This window comes from Levilactobacillus namurensis (assembly GCF_032197885.1).
In the GTDB taxonomy this organism is placed as follows: Bacteria; Bacillota; Bacilli; order Lactobacillales; family Lactobacillaceae; genus Levilactobacillus; species Levilactobacillus namurensis_A.
Genome location: NZ_CP134159.1, coordinates 2,066,814 through 2,084,749, shown reverse-complemented (window position 1 = coordinate 2,084,749; position 17,936 = coordinate 2,066,814). Strand labels below are relative to the sequence as shown.

At 54.1% G+C, this 17,936-nt stretch carries 16 protein-coding genes; 15 read left to right on the top strand and 1 reads right to left on the bottom strand.

The window, feature by feature from the left end; genetic code table 11:
* From RIN67_RS10015 to tsaD, 11 genes are all read left to right on the top strand, one after another.
* Positions 1-2,085, top strand: a complete 2,085-nt coding sequence (locus tag RIN67_RS10015) for a cellulose biosynthesis cyclic di-GMP-binding regulatory protein BcsB (protein ID WP_264999681.1) — start codon at positions 1-3, stop codon at positions 2,083-2,085.
* Positions 2,075-2,932, top strand: a complete 858-nt coding sequence (locus tag RIN67_RS10010) for a GGDEF domain-containing protein (protein ID WP_264999682.1) — start codon at positions 2,075-2,077, stop codon at positions 2,930-2,932. Before RIN67_RS10015 ends, RIN67_RS10010 begins: the two co-directional genes overlap by 11 nt.
* 615 nt (positions 2,933-3,547) lie before the next feature.
* Positions 3,548-4,201, top strand: a complete 654-nt coding sequence (tmk, locus tag RIN67_RS10005) for a dTMP kinase (protein WP_313825891.1) — start codon at positions 3,548-3,550, stop codon at positions 4,199-4,201.
* Positions 4,202-4,214: 13 nt separating this feature from the next.
* Positions 4,215-4,544 (top strand): cyclic-di-AMP receptor, encoded by a 330-nt coding sequence (locus RIN67_RS10000; RefSeq protein ID WP_024747632.1) that lies wholly within the window; start codon positions 4,215-4,217, stop codon positions 4,542-4,544.
* Between the two features lie 9 nt (positions 4,545-4,553).
* Positions 4,554-5,570 (top strand): DNA polymerase III subunit delta', encoded by a 1,017-nt coding sequence (gene holB / locus RIN67_RS09995; RefSeq protein WP_264999684.1) that lies wholly within the window; start codon positions 4,554-4,556, stop codon positions 5,568-5,570.
* Between the two features lie 26 nt (positions 5,571-5,596).
* A complete protein-coding gene (locus RIN67_RS09990; protein WP_024747634.1) occupies positions 5,597-5,935 on the top strand; it encodes a DNA replication initiation control protein YabA in 339 nt (112 codons plus the stop codon).
* Between the two features lie 9 nt (positions 5,936-5,944).
* Positions 5,945-6,835 carry a 16S rRNA (cytidine(1402)-2'-O)-methyltransferase gene (gene rsmI / locus RIN67_RS09985; RefSeq protein WP_264999685.1) on the top strand — a complete coding sequence of 297 codons (891 nt, stop codon included), beginning with the start codon at positions 5,945-5,947 and terminating at the stop codon, positions 6,833-6,835.
* The gene (locus tag RIN67_RS09980; RefSeq protein ID WP_107740018.1) at positions 6,832-7,569 is read left to right on the top strand and encodes an acyl-[acyl-carrier-protein] thioesterase; all 738 of its coding nucleotides are present in this window, start codon (positions 6,832-6,834) and stop codon (positions 7,567-7,569) included. Before rsmI ends, RIN67_RS09980 begins: the two co-directional genes overlap by 4 nt.
* A gap of 176 nt (positions 7,570-7,745) precedes the next feature.
* Positions 7,746-8,468: a tRNA (adenosine(37)-N6)-threonylcarbamoyltransferase complex dimerization subunit type 1 TsaB gene (gene tsaB, locus RIN67_RS09975; protein WP_024747637.1), complete on the top strand. Its 723-nt coding sequence runs from the start codon at positions 7,746-7,748 to the stop codon at positions 8,466-8,468.
* The gene (rimI, locus tag RIN67_RS09970) at positions 8,452-9,045 is read left to right on the top strand and encodes a ribosomal protein S18-alanine N-acetyltransferase (protein WP_107740020.1); all 594 of its coding nucleotides are present in this window, start codon (positions 8,452-8,454) and stop codon (positions 9,043-9,045) included. Before tsaB ends, rimI begins: the two co-directional genes overlap by 17 nt.
* A 26-nt stretch (positions 9,046-9,071) precedes the next feature.
* On the top strand, positions 9,072-10,115 hold the full coding sequence (tsaD, locus tag RIN67_RS09965) for a tRNA (adenosine(37)-N6)-threonylcarbamoyltransferase complex transferase subunit TsaD (RefSeq protein WP_107740022.1): 1,044 nt from the start codon (positions 9,072-9,074) through the stop codon (positions 10,113-10,115).
* A 70-nt stretch (positions 10,116-10,185) separates the two neighbouring features.
* On the opposite strand, the gene RIN67_RS09960 is transcribed toward tsaD, so the two are convergent.
* Positions 10,186-12,141 carry an ABC-F family ATP-binding cassette domain-containing protein gene (locus RIN67_RS09960; protein ID WP_264999686.1) on the bottom strand — a complete coding sequence of 652 codons (1,956 nt, stop codon included), beginning with the start codon at positions 12,139-12,141 and terminating at the stop codon, positions 10,186-10,188.
* A 243-nt stretch (positions 12,142-12,384) separates the two neighbouring features.
* Between RIN67_RS09960 and RIN67_RS09955 the strand changes: the two genes are divergently transcribed.
* The 4 genes from RIN67_RS09955 (at position 12,385) to RIN67_RS09940 (ending at position 17,779) form a co-directional block, all read left to right on the top strand.
* Complete coding sequence (locus RIN67_RS09955) at positions 12,385-13,020, top strand: redox-sensing transcriptional repressor Rex (protein WP_024747640.1); 636 nt, start codon at positions 12,385-12,387, stop codon at positions 13,018-13,020.
* A 227-nt stretch (positions 13,021-13,247) separates the two neighbouring features.
* Entirely contained in the window at positions 13,248-13,532 is a 285-nt protein-coding gene (gene groES / locus RIN67_RS09950; protein WP_024747641.1) for a co-chaperone GroES, read from the top strand.
* Positions 13,533-13,594: 62 nt separating this feature from the next.
* Positions 13,595-15,223, top strand: a complete 1,629-nt coding sequence (gene groL, locus RIN67_RS09945; protein ID WP_056944298.1) for a chaperonin GroEL — start codon at positions 13,595-13,597, stop codon at positions 15,221-15,223.
* Between the two features lie 720 nt (positions 15,224-15,943).
* Entirely contained in the window at positions 15,944-17,779 is a 1,836-nt protein-coding gene (locus tag RIN67_RS09940; protein ID WP_264999687.1) for an APC family permease, read from the top strand.
* Positions 17,780-17,936 lie beyond the last annotated feature (157 nt).

Here is a 17,936-nt window from a genome sequence, read left to right as displayed (position 1 = left end):
ATGGTGGTCTGTTTAGGTCTGCTGGTCAGTCAGCCGGCCCAAGCGGCCAAGCTCAAGACCTACACGCAACCGTTCCAGAACACGACCACCAGTCTGTCGGGACAGTCGGTGGCCATGAACACCTACTTCATCAAGATGGATTACTGGCGGGTGAAGCAGGTCACGTTGAACCTGAACTTCCAGATTTCACAGCTCAGTGACCGCCAATTGTCCGACATCACAGTGTCCGTGAACGACGTGAAGTTTGCCTCGTTTCGGCCCAAGCGGCAGACGGGCTTGCAGACCAAGTCCATCAAGATTCCGCTGCGGTTGATTCAGGGACAAAACAACCTTAGAATCAGTGGCCAGATCTTAAACACGGCGGGCAAACGGGACTATCGTTTGGGCCAGACGCCGGCGAATTGGTTAACGGTCGACAGTCATTCCAGCGTGAACTTTCAGTACCAGTTGATGCCGCCGACTAAGGCCATCAAGTCGTTTTACGACCACTTCTCGGGGCCAGACACGATTGCGAACCGCAATTCGGTGATTCGGACACCGGCGCAAGCGACCAATGCGGAATTGGCCGCCAGCATGGTGGTCTTGACCGGGGAGTCGCGGGTGATCACCACGGAGAACCAGCAGATTCCCGTGACCACGCTAGCGGATAAGACCGTCAATGCGGCGGATTACCAGGTCGTGGTGGGGCGCTACCAGCACCTTCCCCAGCGGTTCCAACGGTTGATCAAGCGACAGGATCTCCAAAATCAAGGCCAGATTCGCTTTATTCACAGTCAGGGGCGGTATTACCTGATTGTCACGGCCTTGACGGATCGCTTGTTGACCAAGACGGCGAAGTTCGTCGCCAACCAAGAATTGATGCAGGAGACCCAGACGGCTAGTGAAGCCGTGACCGACCAGACGCAGACTTTTACGTCAGCGCTTCATTACCAGGGCCGTTACCAGTTGACCGATACTACGGATAAACTGGTGGGGAGCGGTCATCAGGAACGCAGTTACTTTGTCAGTCTCCCGGTCGACCGGAACAACGCTGACGGTTCCCAGATTACGCTGCACCTGCGGTATGCGAAGAACCTGGACTTTAAGAGTGCGTTGGCCACGGTCTACGTCAACGATACCGCCGTCGGGAGTCGCCATCTCACGGCGCGTCGAGCGGACAATGATACCTTTACGGTCACCCTGCCTAAGGGGATGGCGTTGGGACATAGCTTCACGGTCCGGGTGGCGTTAGACCTTCCCGTCCAACAACCGGCGAATAGCACGAATCAGGAGACGCCGTGGGCCAGCATTGAATCCGACTCGGTGGCGGCCATCAAGTCGGCTCCCGGCAACGACCTTTTGTTTAGTAACTATCCGAACTTATTCTTAAAGAATTCAACGTACGATAATCTGGTAGTGGTACGGCCGAAGACCATGACCACCACTGATTACGCGACGTTGACCAACATCTTCAACCTGATTGGCAATTATGCCCAGAGTAATCAGGGGCGGATTCGGCTCTACGACCATCAGCCCAGCGCCGACGTCTTGAAGCACGCTAACGTGATTGCGTTTGGGTCGGCTAAGCAGAATCCGCTGGTCAACCGGCTGAATTCCCACTTATATTTCCAGTACAACCAGGCGCGCACCGGGTTACTTTCGAACGAAAAGCTCAGCATCGAACGGTTATACGGGCAACAGATTGGGACGGCCCAACTATTGCGGTCGCCGTACAATGCCAAGAAAGGCTTGTTGGTGGTCACGGGAGCCAGCGCGGAAGCGACCTACTTGGCCTCCACGCAGATCAACTATCAACGCAACATCGCGCAGTATTCCGGGGACGCCATCGTGGTCGACCCGGACAACAACCACTTTGGGTACCGCTTCAAGAAGAACAAGTTGATCGACCGGCAGCTGAACACCCGGGCGGTCCTGAGCCGGCATTCCCAGCTGTTGCTTTATCTGGGCATCGCGTTAGCCATGGTGGTCTTGATCACCGTGACGCTGATTCTATTGTTGGGGAAGCATGGTCGCTTGCACCGACGCCCTAAGACGGCTAAGTCGACCAGTCATAGTCATAAGAGGAGGCGGCATCATGGAAACTAACGGACATGAGAGCTGGTGGACGGACCTCTACCTGATTGCCTTTCTGTTCTGCCTCTGTGGCCTAGCCTTAGGGATGGGGGCCACCCGGACGGATTACCTCTTGGTCAACACGGTGTTGTTAGGGGTGACCATGTTGTTGATTCTGTTCACCTACTTCTGGGGCTTGGTCACCGGGCTGTTGCTGAACTTGGGCTTTATCTTCTTACAAGTCATTCTGGTGATTTATGAAAACCAGGTTCACCATCAGCTCTTACCCTGGGTCCTGGCGTATTGGTTATTCGTGCCACTGTTACTGTCGTTGTCGTTCCACGGACTGACGGCCCACGCACGGAAGCTCCAAGCGCAAAATGCGAAGTTACAGAGTGACCTGGTGGCGCGGGGAGCGTTCGATGAGGAGACCAATTTACGGACCATGGTGTCCTACATTGAAGACACGGCGGTCTTTACGGAAACCAACCGGCGTTTCGACCTACCCGTCACCACCATGATCATTCGAATCCGGTATTTCCAAGAAATGCGCAGTATGATCAGTGACACGCAGATGCGTGAATTACTGAAGCTGGTGTCCCACACGGTGAAGCAGGCCATGCGGACCAACGACATCACCTATCTGATTGACCGGGAGAATCCGACCTGGTCGGTGCTGCTCTTCACGAACGCGGACGGGGCGACGATTGCGGCGAACCGAATCAAGCAACAGTTCACCAAGGCCCTGGCTGCCGATAACTTACTGGCCACCCTCGACGTCCGGCTAGTCGTGGGCGTCGCCAGTTGGGACGGCGAAAAGATGAAGACGCCGTACGACCTGATGAACGCGGGTATCAAGGAAACGGAATACGATGTGTAGCCTTTTGAGGGAGCTGTTGGAGGATGACGGCTCTCTTTTCTTTTGTGTGGAGAGGAGGTCAGCGCCTTACCGGGCGGCCAGACAGGGCTGGCTGTCGTTTTAGGAGTGATGTTTCGTATAAGGTTCAACTACCGTAAGCCGTGAGGGTGGTCAGCTAGGGCTCAGCAGTGAAATTTGGGTTGGGTAGCGTTCTTAGCTACCCTAGCCAAAGGCCAATCTTCGAGACCGTTCTTTGGCTCGAAGTTGTGCCCACTGCGTTCCAGCCCTAGCTGACCACCCGGTAAGGCGCTGACTGCCACCCTTGTTAAGGCTTAAATCAAACTCTGGTAACTTTATTGGGAATTCTAGGGAAACTTAACCAGTGAAAAAGGGCGTGAGAAGCTAGGAGGGCCAAGGCTTTAGAGCGGGAGTGGCCGGCGACTTGCAAATAGACATCATTTCTGAATTAAAGTACAATGTATCTATTGATATTCGAGTCGTGACGTGGTACGAATGGCCCGGTCAGTAAGCAACGGACCGTTGGCCCATCACGGATTCGGTTATTGGAACGTTTAAATAACGGATTTCGCAGACCAGGCGGAATCGGATTACAGTAGGAAGATGGGGTCGAAGATTTTGGCAGGAACGTTTATCAGTTTTGAAGGACCGGATGGCGCTGGGAAGACTAGTGCCTTGACGGCCATTACAGCACAACTCGCACCACAACTGGGCGACCGGTTGACCGTGACGCGTGAACCGGGGGGCAACCCCATCTCGGAGAGCATTCGGTCGATTATCTTGGACCGAGCGAACACGGCGATGGACTACCGGACCGAGGCCTTGCTCTATGCGGCGGCTCGGCGGCAACACCTTGCCGAGACCATCCTACCCGCGTTACGGGCGGACCAGTTGGTCTTGTGTGACCGGTACGTTGACAGTTCAGTCGCGTATCAGGGCGCTGGGCGGCAGATTGGGGAGACGGAGGTCGCTAAGATGAACGAATTTGCGACGGACGGGCTCCTGCCAGATCTGACCATCTACTTCGACGTCCCCGCTGAAGTGGGCTTACGCCGCATTCAAGCTCACCGGGATCCCCAGAAGGTCGACCGCTTGGACGTTGAGAAGACGGCCTTTCATGACCGGGTCCGATCAGCGTACCTGCGCCTGCAGACGGCCCACCCAGAACGCATCAAGTTGATCGACGCGACGCAGTCCCCAGAACAGGTCGTCGCGGCGGCCCTGGCGTTGATTCACCAGACGGCGCACGCGTACTTTACCACCGGCAAATAAGGGAGGAACCACCATGAAGTTACTTATTGCGATTATTCAAGACAAAGATGCGAACCGGTTGAGCAACCAGTTTATCGACCATGACTTTCGTGCCACGCGGTTATCAACCACTGGCGGGTTCTTAAAGTCTGGGAACACCACGTTTATGCTGGGGGTGGACGATGAGCGGGTCGAAGAGGTCTTGGAATTGATCAAGACCACCAGCCACACCCGGCAACAGTTTATGGCACCACCAGTCAATCTGGATGCCCAGTTGGACAACACCTCATCGTATCCGGTGGAAGTTCAAGTCGGCGGCGCTACTGTCTTCGTCTTACCCGTTGACCAGTTCCACCAGTTCTAGGGGGTAAGGATGACCGAAGAGACACCGATAGCGACCGCTCAGCGACTCCAGCCGCAGTTGGTCGCACACTTCATGCACCTGATTGCTGACCACCGCTTGGCTCACGCCTATTTGTTCAACGGCATGGACGGTACCGGGCGGCAGGCCCTCGCAGAGACCGTCGCGTTGCGGCTATTCTGCCAGAGCGTCGGGGCGGATGGCCGTCCGTGCGGGCAATGTCCCGAGTGTCGGCGAATCATGGCGGGTGACCATCCGGACGTAGTCAAGGTCGTTCCCGATGGTCAACGCATCAAGGTCGACCAGGTCCGGTACCTGAAGTCGGAGTTCACCAAGAGTGCCGTGGAAGGTAACCAGAAGATTTTTATCATTGACCAGATGGAGCGAATGACCACCGGTGCCGCCAACAGTCTCTTGAAGTTCATTGAAGAGCCGGTGGGCAATACCGTGGCGCTCCTTTTGACCGCCAACAAAAACTTGATTCTGCCCACGATTCTGTCCCGGACGCAGATTGTCGACCTCTTACCCGTGCCGGCCAGCAAATTAGCCACGGCCCTCGAGGCCGCCGGGGTCGCGCCCAGTCAGCGGTACCTCTTAGCTACTTTGACTGAGAGTGTGACCGCTGCCAATGACTTGGTAGCCGATGACTGGTTGGGGACGGCGCAGACCAGTATTGAGCACTGGTTTACGGCCTGTTGCCAGGGGGATGAACGGGCCTTTGTACGGGTCCAGACTGAATTGGTCCCCTTGGCGGCTAATCGGGACCGGCAACGCCTAGTGTTAGACATGATCGTTCAGATCTGGCACGATGCGTTGCGCCAACGGTCTCAGGAGGTGGCCGCAGCCGACCTGGCCTATCCCCAAGTCGCGCAAGCCAGTCGCCAGATTGCCCAGCGCTTACCCACGGACCGACTCTTAGCGATTCTGACGTTGACCCTGGATACGCCGGGGCAGTTGGCCGGAAACCTGAATTTTCAAAACATTTTAGAAGCATTGACTTTAGAAATCTTAACTCAAATCGCACGCTAACCGCGTGAACAAGGAGGGGCAGCAGTTTGGATAAACAAGCCGTTTACGACCAATTGAAGGTAATCAAGGAACAACTTGATCAGACCGCCACGCAATTTACTGATTTGCAGGCGGAACTGACGCAGGTGTTCGAACAGAATGCGGAACTTGAGATTGAAAACCAACATCTGCGGGACCTCTTGCGGGAACTCCAAAAGACCTTGCCTGAGGCCCCGGAGACCCAACAGGGCTTATCCAAGTCACGACAGATTCTGGAAAAACTCTACGAGGAGGGCTTTCACGTGTGTCGGGAGTTCTACGGGACGCGCCGCAAGCAGGATGAAGAGTGTGCGTTTTGTTTAGAAGTTATTTATCGCGATCAATAGGAGGTCAGCATGGAACGACAACGGAGTTTTCAGAAGGCGGCAACGGGGCGGTTGTACCTGGTGCCCACGCCCATCGGCAACTTGGACGACATGACGTTTCGGGCCGTCAAGACCTTGCAGGACGCAGACCTGATTGCGGCCGAGGATACGCGGAACACGCAGAAGCTCTTGAACCATTTTGAAATCACCACCAAGCAGATTAGCTTTCACGAGCACAACACCCAAGAACGGATTCCACAATTATTAGCGAAACTGCAAGCGGGGGCGCAAATTGCCCAAGTCAGCGACGCCGGAATGCCATCCATCAGTGACCCCGGCCACGAACTGGTCGTAGCTTGCGCTCAGGCGGGAATCCCCGTGGTTCCCTTACCGGGGGCCAACGCCGGGCTGACCGCCCTGATTGCCTCGGGACTGGCGCCCCAACCCTTCTACTTCTACGGGTTCTTGGACCGTAAGCCCAAGGATCAACGGGCGGAAATCGCGGAGTTGGAAGAGCGGCCGGAAACGCTGATCTTTTATGAGGCACCGCACCGCTTGAAGAAGACGTTGGCTAACCTAGCCAGTGGCTTGGGCGCTGACCGTCCGGCGGTTCTCTGCCGGGAACTGACTAAGCGTTACGAAGAATTCTTGCGGGGAAGCTTGGCAGAGCTTGCCGATTGGGCCGCCACGGATCAGGTCCGCGGGGAGTTCGTGGTCTTGGTTAGCGGGAATCCGCACCCGACCAGCGAGACGCCCACGGTGGACTTGAGTGAGCCCGTTACGGTGCAAGTGGACCGGCTGATTGCCGCCGGTGAGAAGCCTAACGCCGCCATCAAGGAAGTGGCGAACTTGCGCCAGATGAAGAAACAGGAAGTTTATCGCATTTATCACCATTTAGATCAGGAGGATGCGGAAAAATGAGTGCTCAAACCTATACGGAACCGCACCGGGTGGTCTACTACGAAGCGGACGACACGGGACATCTGACGGTCGCCATGCTGATCAACCTCTTGGTGCTGGTCTCGGATGACCAGAGCAGTGCGTTGGGGATGGATACCCAGTTCATCAACAGCTTGGGGGTCGGCTGGGTCGTGACCCAGTACCACCTCCAGATCACACGGTTGCCCAAGTTAGGGGACCAGGTGACGCTAAAGACTAAGGCGACGGCCTATAACCGGTACTTCGCTTACCGAGAATACTGGTTAATGGACGCTCAGGGCGAAACGCTGGCCTACGCGGAAGGTATCTGGGTCACCATGAGTTACGCGACCCGCAAGATTGCCACGATTCCGACCGAGTTGATGGCGCCGTATGAGAGTGACCAGACCAACCGGTTACCCCGGCTGCCCCGGCCGGAACGGTTAGATCCAGCGGCGACCACGGTGGTCAAGCCCTACACGGTCCGGTACTTCGATATCGATAATAACGGCCACGTGAACAACGCCCATTACTTCGACTGGTTGTTGGACACCTTACCGGCCGAGTTCTTACGGACCCACCGGCCAACGGACATTCGCATTCGTTTCGAAAATGAAGTGAAGTACGGTCACCAAGTGGCCAGTGAAGTGGTGCCGACCGCAACCAAAACGCAGCACCAGATCAAGGTCGGCAACACGATTGCGGCCTTAGCCACGGTCGCTTGGACCACCGATTAGGCAACCAACCCCGGCGAAGTGGGTGTTGGCGTTGGCAATTTGTGGTAGTATAGTAAACTGGTATGATTATGTAGAAGACAAGCAATAGCCAAGAAAAGCGGTGCATCGCGATTCAGGAGACGCCGCTTTTAACATTTCTAGCTTGGCTGCCATCCGTTGAAGGGGACCTTATAAGTATGAAGATTTTAGCAATTGATACATCGAATCGGCCGTTAAGTGTCGCCGTCTTGGAGGACGCGACGGTCTTAGCTGCGATTACGGTGACGGTCCATCAAAAACACGCGGAGTACCTCTTGCCCGAGATTGAGCGGCTCCTGGCTATGGCGGACTTAAAGCCAACGGACCTTGACCGGGTCGTGGTCGCCGCGGGTCCTGGATCTTACACGGGAATCCGCATTGCGGTCACCACGGCAAAGACCTTGGCGGCAACGTTAAACCTTGATTTGGTCGCCGTCTCCAGTCTGGCGACCTTAGCGGCGAATATCCCAGTCGAAGGGGCGCTGGTTGCCCCCATGTTTGACGCGCGCAACCAAAACGTCTTTGCGGGCCTGTACCGCATCAAAGCCGGGGTGCCCCATCCCGTGATTGCGGACGCGCACGTTAACGTCACGGCCTTCTTAAAGGCTGTGGGAGAATACGCGGAACCGATTTGGTTCTTAGGGGATGCCGCCCACTTTGACGACCTGATTCACACCACCATTTCGGCGGCCACACCGGCAGTCAGCCCCTGGTTGAACTTGCCGCAGGTCGCCACGATCGGGCTGTTGGGCCAACACCGGACGCCCGTCCAAGATGTCGACCGTTTTGTGCCCAACTATCTGCGCTTGACGCAGGCGGAAGCCGAATGGCGGGCGAAGAACCCTGGGGAGGACAACACATCCTATGTTGAAAAAGTTTAAAACTTGGTATAAAAATGTTTTTGGAAGTCAACGGGAGATTGCCCGAGAAGAAGCCTTGGGGGTCAAGAACCATCAGGTGACCATCAAGGACGTCAGTTATTTCGTGGCCAAGGCCATGTTTACGGATATCCCCGAGATGATCGAAATTGAGCGAGCCGTGTACGCGGGCAAGGCCCCGTGGGATTCCACGGCCTTCGCTAATGAACTGCGACGGGATAAGGACCGGCTGTACCTGGTGATTCGCCGGAACGACCAACTGCTGGCGTTTATCGGCAGTACGTTTGACGAACGCACCCAAGACGCGCACATCACGAACATTGCCGTCTTGCCCGACTATCAAGGACGGGGCTTAGGACGGTTCCTGATGAATATTATGATCAAAAAAGCCCGGCATCTGAACTACCGGACGGTCAGTCTAGAGGTGCGGGTCTCGAACCGTCAAGCCCAAGAACTGTACCGGGACCTGCAATTCGAGCAGACCGGGATCAAGCGCGGATACTACTTCGGCGATCACGAGGACGCGGCGGACATGGTCTTAGACCTGCCAGCGACGGCCCCCGCTGAAGTGGAGGAATAGTTAGCTCGGCAGAGAAGTGAAGAGGAGTGAGTCCAACGAGTAAGCGAAATTTAATTCTGGCATTTGAGTCAAGTTGTGACGAAACCAGTGTGGCCGTCATCGAAGACGGTCATCAGATTCTGTCGAACATCGTGGCGACCCAGATCAAGAGTCACCAACGGTTCGGGGGCGTGGTCCCCGAGGTCGCGAGTCGCCACCATATCGAAGAGATCACCATCTGCATCAAGGATGCCTTGGCTGAGGCCAACGTCACCTATGATGATTTGGACGCCGTTGCGGTGACCTATGGACCGGGGCTGGTCGGTGCCCTGTTGATTGGGGTCACGGCTGCCAAGACGGTGGCTTTTGCCCATCATTTACCGTTGATTCCCGTCAACCATATGGCGGGCCACATCTATGCGGCCCGGTACGTGGAACCCATCGAGTTCCCCGCGATGGCCTTGTTGGTCTCCGGAGGACACACGGAACTGGTCTACATGCCAGCTGAGAATCAATTTGAAATCATCGGGGAGACCCGTGATGACGCTGCCGGTGAGGCCTACGATAAGGTCGGCCGGGTCATGGGCGTCAACTATCCGGCCGGTAAGACGGTCGACGAGTGGGCCCATCAAGGCCACGATACGTTTAATTTCCCTCGGGCGATGGATAAGGATGATAACTTCGACTTTAGCTTTAGCGGGTTGAAGAGTGCCTTCATCAACACCACCCACCACGCGGATCAAGTGGGGGAGACCCTTGACAAGCACGACTTAGCGGCTAGCTTCCAGCAGGCTGTGGTGGATGTCTTGGCGGACAAGACGTTGCGGGCGCTCAAGCAGTATCCGGTTCACCAACTGATCCTTGCCGGGGGGGTTGCGGCCAACCATGGTCTGCGGGAACGGTTAGACGCCGAACTGGCAGCGGTCCCCGGGACCCGGTTGGTTAAGGCGCCGTTAAAGCTCTGTGGCGATAACGCCGCCATGATTGGGGCGTTTGCGGAAGTCGCTTACCGCCACCAGGTCTTTGCGGACGCCACTTTGAATGCTGACCCTAGTCTGGAATTCGACTGGGTCGCTGATCCAGTTAAGTAAGTTTGACGAAACGAAAAGCCTCTTAATTCGTGCATAGCGAATTAAGGGGCTTTTTAAATGGCGTCGTATGTTAATCGTTATCGAAGTCTTCTAACGCCAAACTTTGAGTGGTCCAGTCGTCTTCGACCTGGTCGAGTTGCGTGGTCAGTTGGTCGAGTTGGGCCTGTAAGTCACCCAACTTTTCCGCGTCGTTAAAGTTCTCGGGGAGACTCATGGTCTGCTCGATGGTCGTTTTTTGTTGTTCTAATTTGCCCATCTGTTCTTCCAGCGCGGCAACTTGACGCGACAGTTTCCGTTTAGCCTTGGACCGCTCCTTTTGCTGCTGGTAATCGACCTGGGTCTGCTTCGGCGCAACCACCGTGGGATTAGCGGCCTCAGCTTCGGCGGCTTCCTTAGCAGCGTAAGCGTCCTGCTCGGCCTTCTTGTCGACGTAGTAGTCGTAGTTCCCCAGGTACCGGGTGGTCCCCTCAGGACTGAGCTCAATCACCTGCGTGGCGACCTGGTTAATGAAGTACCGGTCGTGGGAGACGAAGAGGATGGTCCCGTCGAATTCGTTGAGGGCGTTCTCCAGAACCTCCCGACTGTCGATGTCCAAGTGGTTGGTGGGTTCGTCCAGCATCAGGAAGTTATCGTGACGCATGGCTAACTTGGTCAGCAACAGACGCGCCTTTTCACCACCACTGAGGCTGTGGACGGTCTTGTCGACGTCCGGTCCCGTGAAGAGGAAGCTTCCCAGGATAGCCCGGATGTCGCCTTCGGGAGTCGTCGGGTGGTCATCCCAGAGCTCGTGTAAGACGGATTTCTTCGCGTGCAGGAGCGTTTGGTCTTGGTCGTAGTACCCGGTATCGACACCGGTCCCGAAGATGACCTGACCGGCCAGAGCGGGCAATTTACCTAAGATGGTCTTGAGCAGGGTGGACTTGCCCACGCCATTGGGGCCCACGATGGCGACGGCCTGATGCTTCTTGATGTCGAGGTTGATGGGTTGGCAGAGGACTTGATCACGATACCCCACGGCGGCGTTGACCACGTCGAGCACCACGTTACCGCTTTGCCGTCGGGGTGTGAACCGGAAGCGGGCGACTTTTTCGTCCGCGTCGGGCTTATCGATGCGGTCCATCTTCTCCAATTGTTTCCGCCGGGCCTGGGCCCGCTTGGTGGTGGACGCCCGCACGATGTTGCGGTTCACAAAGTCCTCCAACTTGGAAATCTCGGCTTGCTGCTTATCGTATTCTTTCCACTCTTGGCGTAAGCGTTCCGCTTTTTCGTCGATGAAATGAGAGTAGTTTCCTTGATAGTGGACCAACCCGCCGTGAGCCATATCGTAGACTTCCGTGGCCACGTGGTCGAGGAAGTACCGGTCATGGGAGACAATCAGGATGGCCCCCGGATACCCTTGTAGGTAACCTTCTAACCAAGTCAAGGTCTCAACGTCCAAGTGGTTAGTGGGTTCGTCGAGGATCAGCAGGTCGGGTCGTTCCAGGAGTAGCTTGGCCAAGGCCAGCTGGGTCCGTTGTCCCCCGGACATTTCGGTGATGGGCTTGTCGTAGACGCTTTCGTCGAACTCGAACCCGTGAAGGACCCCACGAATCTCGGCCTGGTAGCCGTACCCGTTCTGGTCGCTAAAGTCTTGTTGTAACTGGTCATAAGTACTGCTGACTTGTTGGAATTTTTCGGGGTCCGCGCTGATGGCGGGGTCACTCATTTCCGCTTCGAGTTCGTGAATTATCCGCTCCATGGCTTGTAGCTTGGCGAACACACTGAGCATCTCGTTCCAGACGGTTTTGGTCGAGTTGATTCCCGCGTTTTGTGCCTGGTAGCCGATGGTGAGGCCGCGCTTCTTGGTAATCTGACCCGCATCCGGTTCGGTTTCCCCGGCAATCATTTTTAATAGTGTCGATTTACCAGCCCCGTTTCGACCGACTAGTGCGATGCGACCGTGTTCCGCGACGTCGAGATTGACGTTTTGGAACAAGACTTCGGCGCCGAACCGACGGGAAACTTGCTGGACCTGTAACAGAATCACAAGATCGACCTCCTTTTAGTGCAGATAGCATGAATTGATACTGTCTATTTTAGCATATTCCCCGACCAGACCGAAATTTCGAAGAAATAGTGAAAAATATTTGCAATTTCTTTCACAAGCCCGGTGGGTATGCTATAATTTGAGGGAAAGTGAATTTCACATGCAAAAAGATTGTGTAAAAGAGTTATCGTTGACGGCGACCTTTCAACGGTAGCTGGCAATGTTGATTAGGAGGGTGTACCTTTGACAGAACAAAAAATTCCGCGGGCGACAGCAAAGCGGTTACCGATTTATTACCGGTACCTGAACATCTTGCTGGACGCGGATAAAACACGAGTATCTTCGACGGAGCTTTCCGAAGCCGTCAAGGTTGACTCGGCAACGATTCGGCGTGATTTTTCGTATTTCGGTGCTTTAGGGAAACGGGGCTATGGTTATGACGTGGAAAGTCTAATCAAGTTCTTCCGGAAGATTTTGAACCAAGACCGGTTGACCAATGTGGCCTTGATTGGGGTCGGGAACCTAGGACACGCCTTATTGAACTTTAACTTCCACCAGGACGGTAACGTCCGGATCAGTGCGGCGTTCGACGTCAATGATAAGATCGCCAACACGATTCAAAGTGGCGTGCCGATTTACCCAATGACGGAACTTCGGACCCAACTGGAAGAGCAACAGATTCAGGTGGCCATCTTGACGGTGCCATCAGAAGTTGCCCAACAGGTCACGGACGAAGCCGTAGCCGGTGGTGTGAAGGGAATCTTGAACTTCACGCCGTTGCGGGTCACGGTGCCCAAGGATGTTCGGGTCCAAAACGTTGACTTGACTAACGAGCTCCAGACGTTGATTTACTTCTTGGAACACTACAATAAAGATTAGACCAGAAGTCGTGGTTCGCGGAGAATCGCGGCTTTTTTGGTACAATCAAAGAGGCCTCATGGGGATGGCAAACCTAGACACCGGGTGGACCAATTAGCACTCTCGAATTAAGTTTGCCAAATTCCTTGATTTTTACTGGGAATAATCATATATTAGATATTGTTGATTAGCACTTATGTTAGTCAAGTGCTAACAGTGCTAAAACCTAGTTCATTGGAGGGATTCAAGTGTTAAAACCATTAGGAGACCGTGTCATTTTAGACCAACCACAAGAAGAAGAAGAAACGGTTGGCGGCATTGTGTTAGCAAGTAACGCACAAGAAAAGCCTCAAACGGCCAACGTTGTTGCAGTTGGTGACGGTCGGGTATTGGACAATGGTGAAAAGGTTGCGCCAAGTGTCAAAGTTGGCGACAAAGTATTGTTCGACAAATATGCCGGTACTGAAGTGAAGTACCAAGACAAGACGTACCTTGTTTTACACGAAAAGGACTTAGTCGCTGTCGTTGACTAAGACTTTCCCACTACTCATCCAGCAACACGATTAAAAATTTTAGTATGAGGTGAACGATTAAAATGGCTAAAGAATTAAAATTTTCTGAAGACGCACGTAGCGCAATGTTAGCCGGTGTCGACAAGTTAGCCGACACGGTTAAGACCACCTTGGGCCCTAAAGGCCGGAACGTTGTTTTGGAACAAAGTTACGGTAACCCAACCATCACGAATGATGGGGTAACGATTGCCAAGTCCATCGAATTGGAAAACCACTTCGAGAACATGGGGGCTAAGTTAGTCTCCGAAGTTGCTTCCAAGACCAACGACATCGCTGGTGACGGGACCACGACTGCCACGGTTCTGACGCAAGCCATCGTGAACGAAGGCATGAAGAACGTCACGGCCGGTGCGAACCCAGTTGGCATTCGTCACGGAATCGAATTGGCAACCAACGCGGCGGTCAAGGCCTTACACAAGATGTCTCACGACGTTAAGACCAAGGACGACATCGCCCAAATCGCTTCTATTTCTTCCGCCAGCAAGGAAACCGGTTCTTTGATTGCTGACGCCATGGAAAAGGTTGGTAACGACGGGGTCATCACGATTGAAGAATCCCGTGGGGTTGATACCAGCCTCGACGTGGTTGAAGGGATGCAATTCGACCGTGGGTACATGTCTCAATACATGGTTACCGACAACGACAAGATGGAAGCTAACCTGGACAACCCTTACATCTTGATCACCGACAAGAAGATTTCTAACATTCAAGACATCTTACCATTACTGCAATCAGTTGTTGAACAAAGCCGTTCATTACTGATCATTGCGGATGACATTACCGGTGAAGCTTTGCCAACGCTGGTTCTGAACAAGATGCGGGGAACCTTCAACGTGGTCGCTGTGAAGGCACCTGGCTTTGGTGACCGTCGTAAGGCCATGTTACAAGATATCGCCGTTCTGACGGGTGGTACGGTCATCACCGATGACTTAGGCTTGAACCTGAAGGACACGACCATCGAACAATTAGGTCAAGCTCAAAAGGTTAACGTGACGAAGGACAACACCACGATCGTTGAAGGTGCTGGTTCTAAGGACCAAATCGCTGACCGGGTAGCTGAAATCAAGGGTCAAATCGCTGACACGACCTCTGAATTCGACCGTGACAAGCTGAAGGAACGTTTGGCGAAGTTAGCCGGCGGTGTTGCTGTGGTTCGGGTCGGTGCTGCAACCGAAACTGAATTGAAGGAACGCAAGTACCGGATCGAAGATGCCTTGAACGCGACCCGTGCGGCCGTTGAAGAAGGCTTCGTTCCTGGTGGTGGAACTGCTTTGATCGACGTCATCAAGGACGTGGCTTCTGTGAAGGCTGATGGGGATGCCCAAACTGGGATCAACATTGTCTTACGGGCCTTAGAAGAACCAGTTCGTCAAATCGCCCAAAACGCTGGGGTCGAAGGTTCCGTTGTGGTTGAACACCTGAAGGGTGAAAAGCCTGGTATCGGCTATAACGCTGCTGATGACAAGTACGAAGACATGGTTGCTGCCGGCATCACCGACCCAACCAAGGTTACCCGTTCTGCTCTGCAAAACGCTGCCTCTGTTTCCGCATTGTTGTTGACTACGGAAGCCGTTGTGGCTGACAAGCCAGACAAGAACGCTGCTGCACCAGCTGCTCCAGCCGGCCAACCCGGTATGGGCGGCATGATGTAAGCCGTATCTCATTAAATTTGAATTTTCAAGAGTCCGGGATTAAGTTCCCGGGCTCTTTTTGTAATTAACGACCACGATACTGTGTTGAAGCATGTAACCCAAGGTAGGAGGTGGCAATCAGCCGCCTTACCGGTTGGGCCTGAAGAGGCTGGAGCGTGGTGGGCACGACTTAGAGCCCTGCCCCCCCAGGTCTTCAAACTCGGCCTTGGGGTAAGCCAGCCCAAAATGCTGACTAACCTAAACGACACCACTGAGCCTCTTCAGGCCCAACCTCATGGATAAATCGAGTGGACCCCAAACAGTGTTTTCTGACATTTAGAATGGTTTATTTGTCGTTGCGACTGACTGGTGAATCCATTGAGGGGCTTGGCTTTCTGCGTTGGTTCGGTTGGATGAGGGGCAAATACCATTTGACGAATCCACTAGAAACTAGTAGCTTTGAGGTTGAGCTTTGACCTTACATAGCATGTCACTAAAATGACTGCCCAGAATCCCGGGGTGGTCGCATCCAAGCGGTCAATTTCTCAAGTGTTAATTAACCGTAATGCCAATCCGTTGGGCGCGGTGATATTTTCACCCAACACCTGCAAAGAATTGTGGTAATGTGGGATTATAAGTAGTAGAATGACGTTTGCATTCGCAAAAGCGAGTGGTGTTCATGATGCCGGTGATGAACCGGATTTCGAATTATTATTTCGTGGAGATAAGGAGTAAATAGTCATGTGGCGTTATTTAAAGCGGGTTTTGATTGGAAAACCCCTCAAAACCATGGACGAGGGCGGTCAAGCGCTGACCAAGTTTAAGGCCTTAGCACTGTTATCATCTGATGCGTTGTCCTCCGTGGCTTATGGTACTGAGCAAATCACGACAGTCTTAATTACCTTATCCGCCGCAGCCCTGATGTATCAATTATGGGTTGCTGCTTTGGTTTTAGTCCTGTTATTTGCAATCACGCTTTCTTACCAACAAATCATCCATGCTTACCCCTCTGGTGGTGGCGCCTACGTGGTGGCCAGTACCAACTGGGGTCAGTCGGCAGGATTAGTTGCTGGGGGCTCGCTGTTAGTGGATTACATGCTGACGGTGGCGGTTTCGACGACGTCTGGCACGGAAGCCATTACGTCGGCGATTCCCGCGCTATATCCGTATTCGGTTTTGATTTCCGTCCTGATCGTGGTGGGCATTATGTTGCTTAACCTCCGGGGCATGAAGGAATCGGCGGCCTTTCTGACCGTTCCCGTGTACTTCTTCATCTTGATGATTCTCGGCATGGTTGGTGTGGGACTCTATAACATCGTGACCGGGAACATTACCTATCACGCGTCAGCCAGTGTCGGTGCGCCCGTGCAGGGCATGACCCTGTTGCTATTCTTCCGGGCCTTCTCCTCCGGGTCATCATCACTGACTGGGGTCGAAGCCATCAGTAACGCCGTGCCGAACTTTAAGGAGCCCAAACGGCACAACGCGGCGGCCACCCTGGCCATTATGGCCGGAATTTTGGCCATCTTCTTCGCCGGGATCACCTACCTGAGTTACTACATGGGGATTCGGCCACAGTCGAGCCAAACGGTTCTGTCCCAGATTGCGGGCGGGGTCTTTGGCCACGGCGTGCTGTACTACCTCTTACAACTGTCAACGGCGGCCATTTTAGCGGTCGCTGCCAATACCGGGTTCTCGGCCTTTCCGATTCTGGCCTATAACCTGGCGAAGGATAAGTTCTTACCCCACGTGTACTTGGACCGGGGCGACCGGTTAGGGTATTCTAACGGCATTATCTCGTTAGCCGTTGGGGCGATTGTCCTGATCATTATCTTCCACGGGCAGACCACGCTACTGATTCCACTGTATGCGGTCGGAGTCTTCGTGCCGTTCACGCTGTCTCAGTCCGGGATGATCATTCACTGGTTCCGGACCCGGGAAGGTTGGTGGGTCGGCAAAGCTGGCATCAACCTGCTAGGGGCGCTGATTTCACTAGTCCTAGTGATTTTCCTGCTCTTCTTGCACTTCGCGAACGTCTGGCCATACCTGATCATCATGCCGCTGTTACTCTGGATGTTCTACCGGATTCACCAGCATTACTTGAACGTGGCCCGGCAACTACGGGTCGCGGAGAAGGCCAAGGCGGAAGTGCACCAGTACGACGGGGCCACCGTCATCGTGTTGGTCAGCAACATCACCCGGGTGACCGCGGGGGCCATCAATTACGCACAGTCGATTGGGGACTACGTGATTGCGATGCACGTGTCCTTTGATGAGAACCCTAAAAAGGAACACAAGACGGCATTGGAATTCAAGGAAGAATTCCCCGACATTCGGTTCGTGGACATTCACTCGTCTTACCGGTCAATTGCTACGCCAACGTTGCGGTTCTGTGACGTGATCGCCAAACGGGCGGCTGAGCGGAACTTCACTACCACGGTACTGGTACCGCAATTCGTGCCGCGTCATCCTTGGCAGAACGTCTTGCATAACCAGACGGCGTTGCGCTTACGGGCGGTCCTGAATTCCCGTGAAAATATTATTGTTTCTACCTATAATTATCATTTAAAAGAGTAGTGCCTTAAGAGGTACGGTAGCCGCTTCCCCGTGAATTGGGAGGCGGCTTTTTTGTGATTCCGTGGTAACGGGTCGGGGTGGGGGATTCGGGACGATTTGAAGCCTACAGAGATGGTTCTAAACGGTACCATCAATCAATTACCTAGGGAGTGGTTAA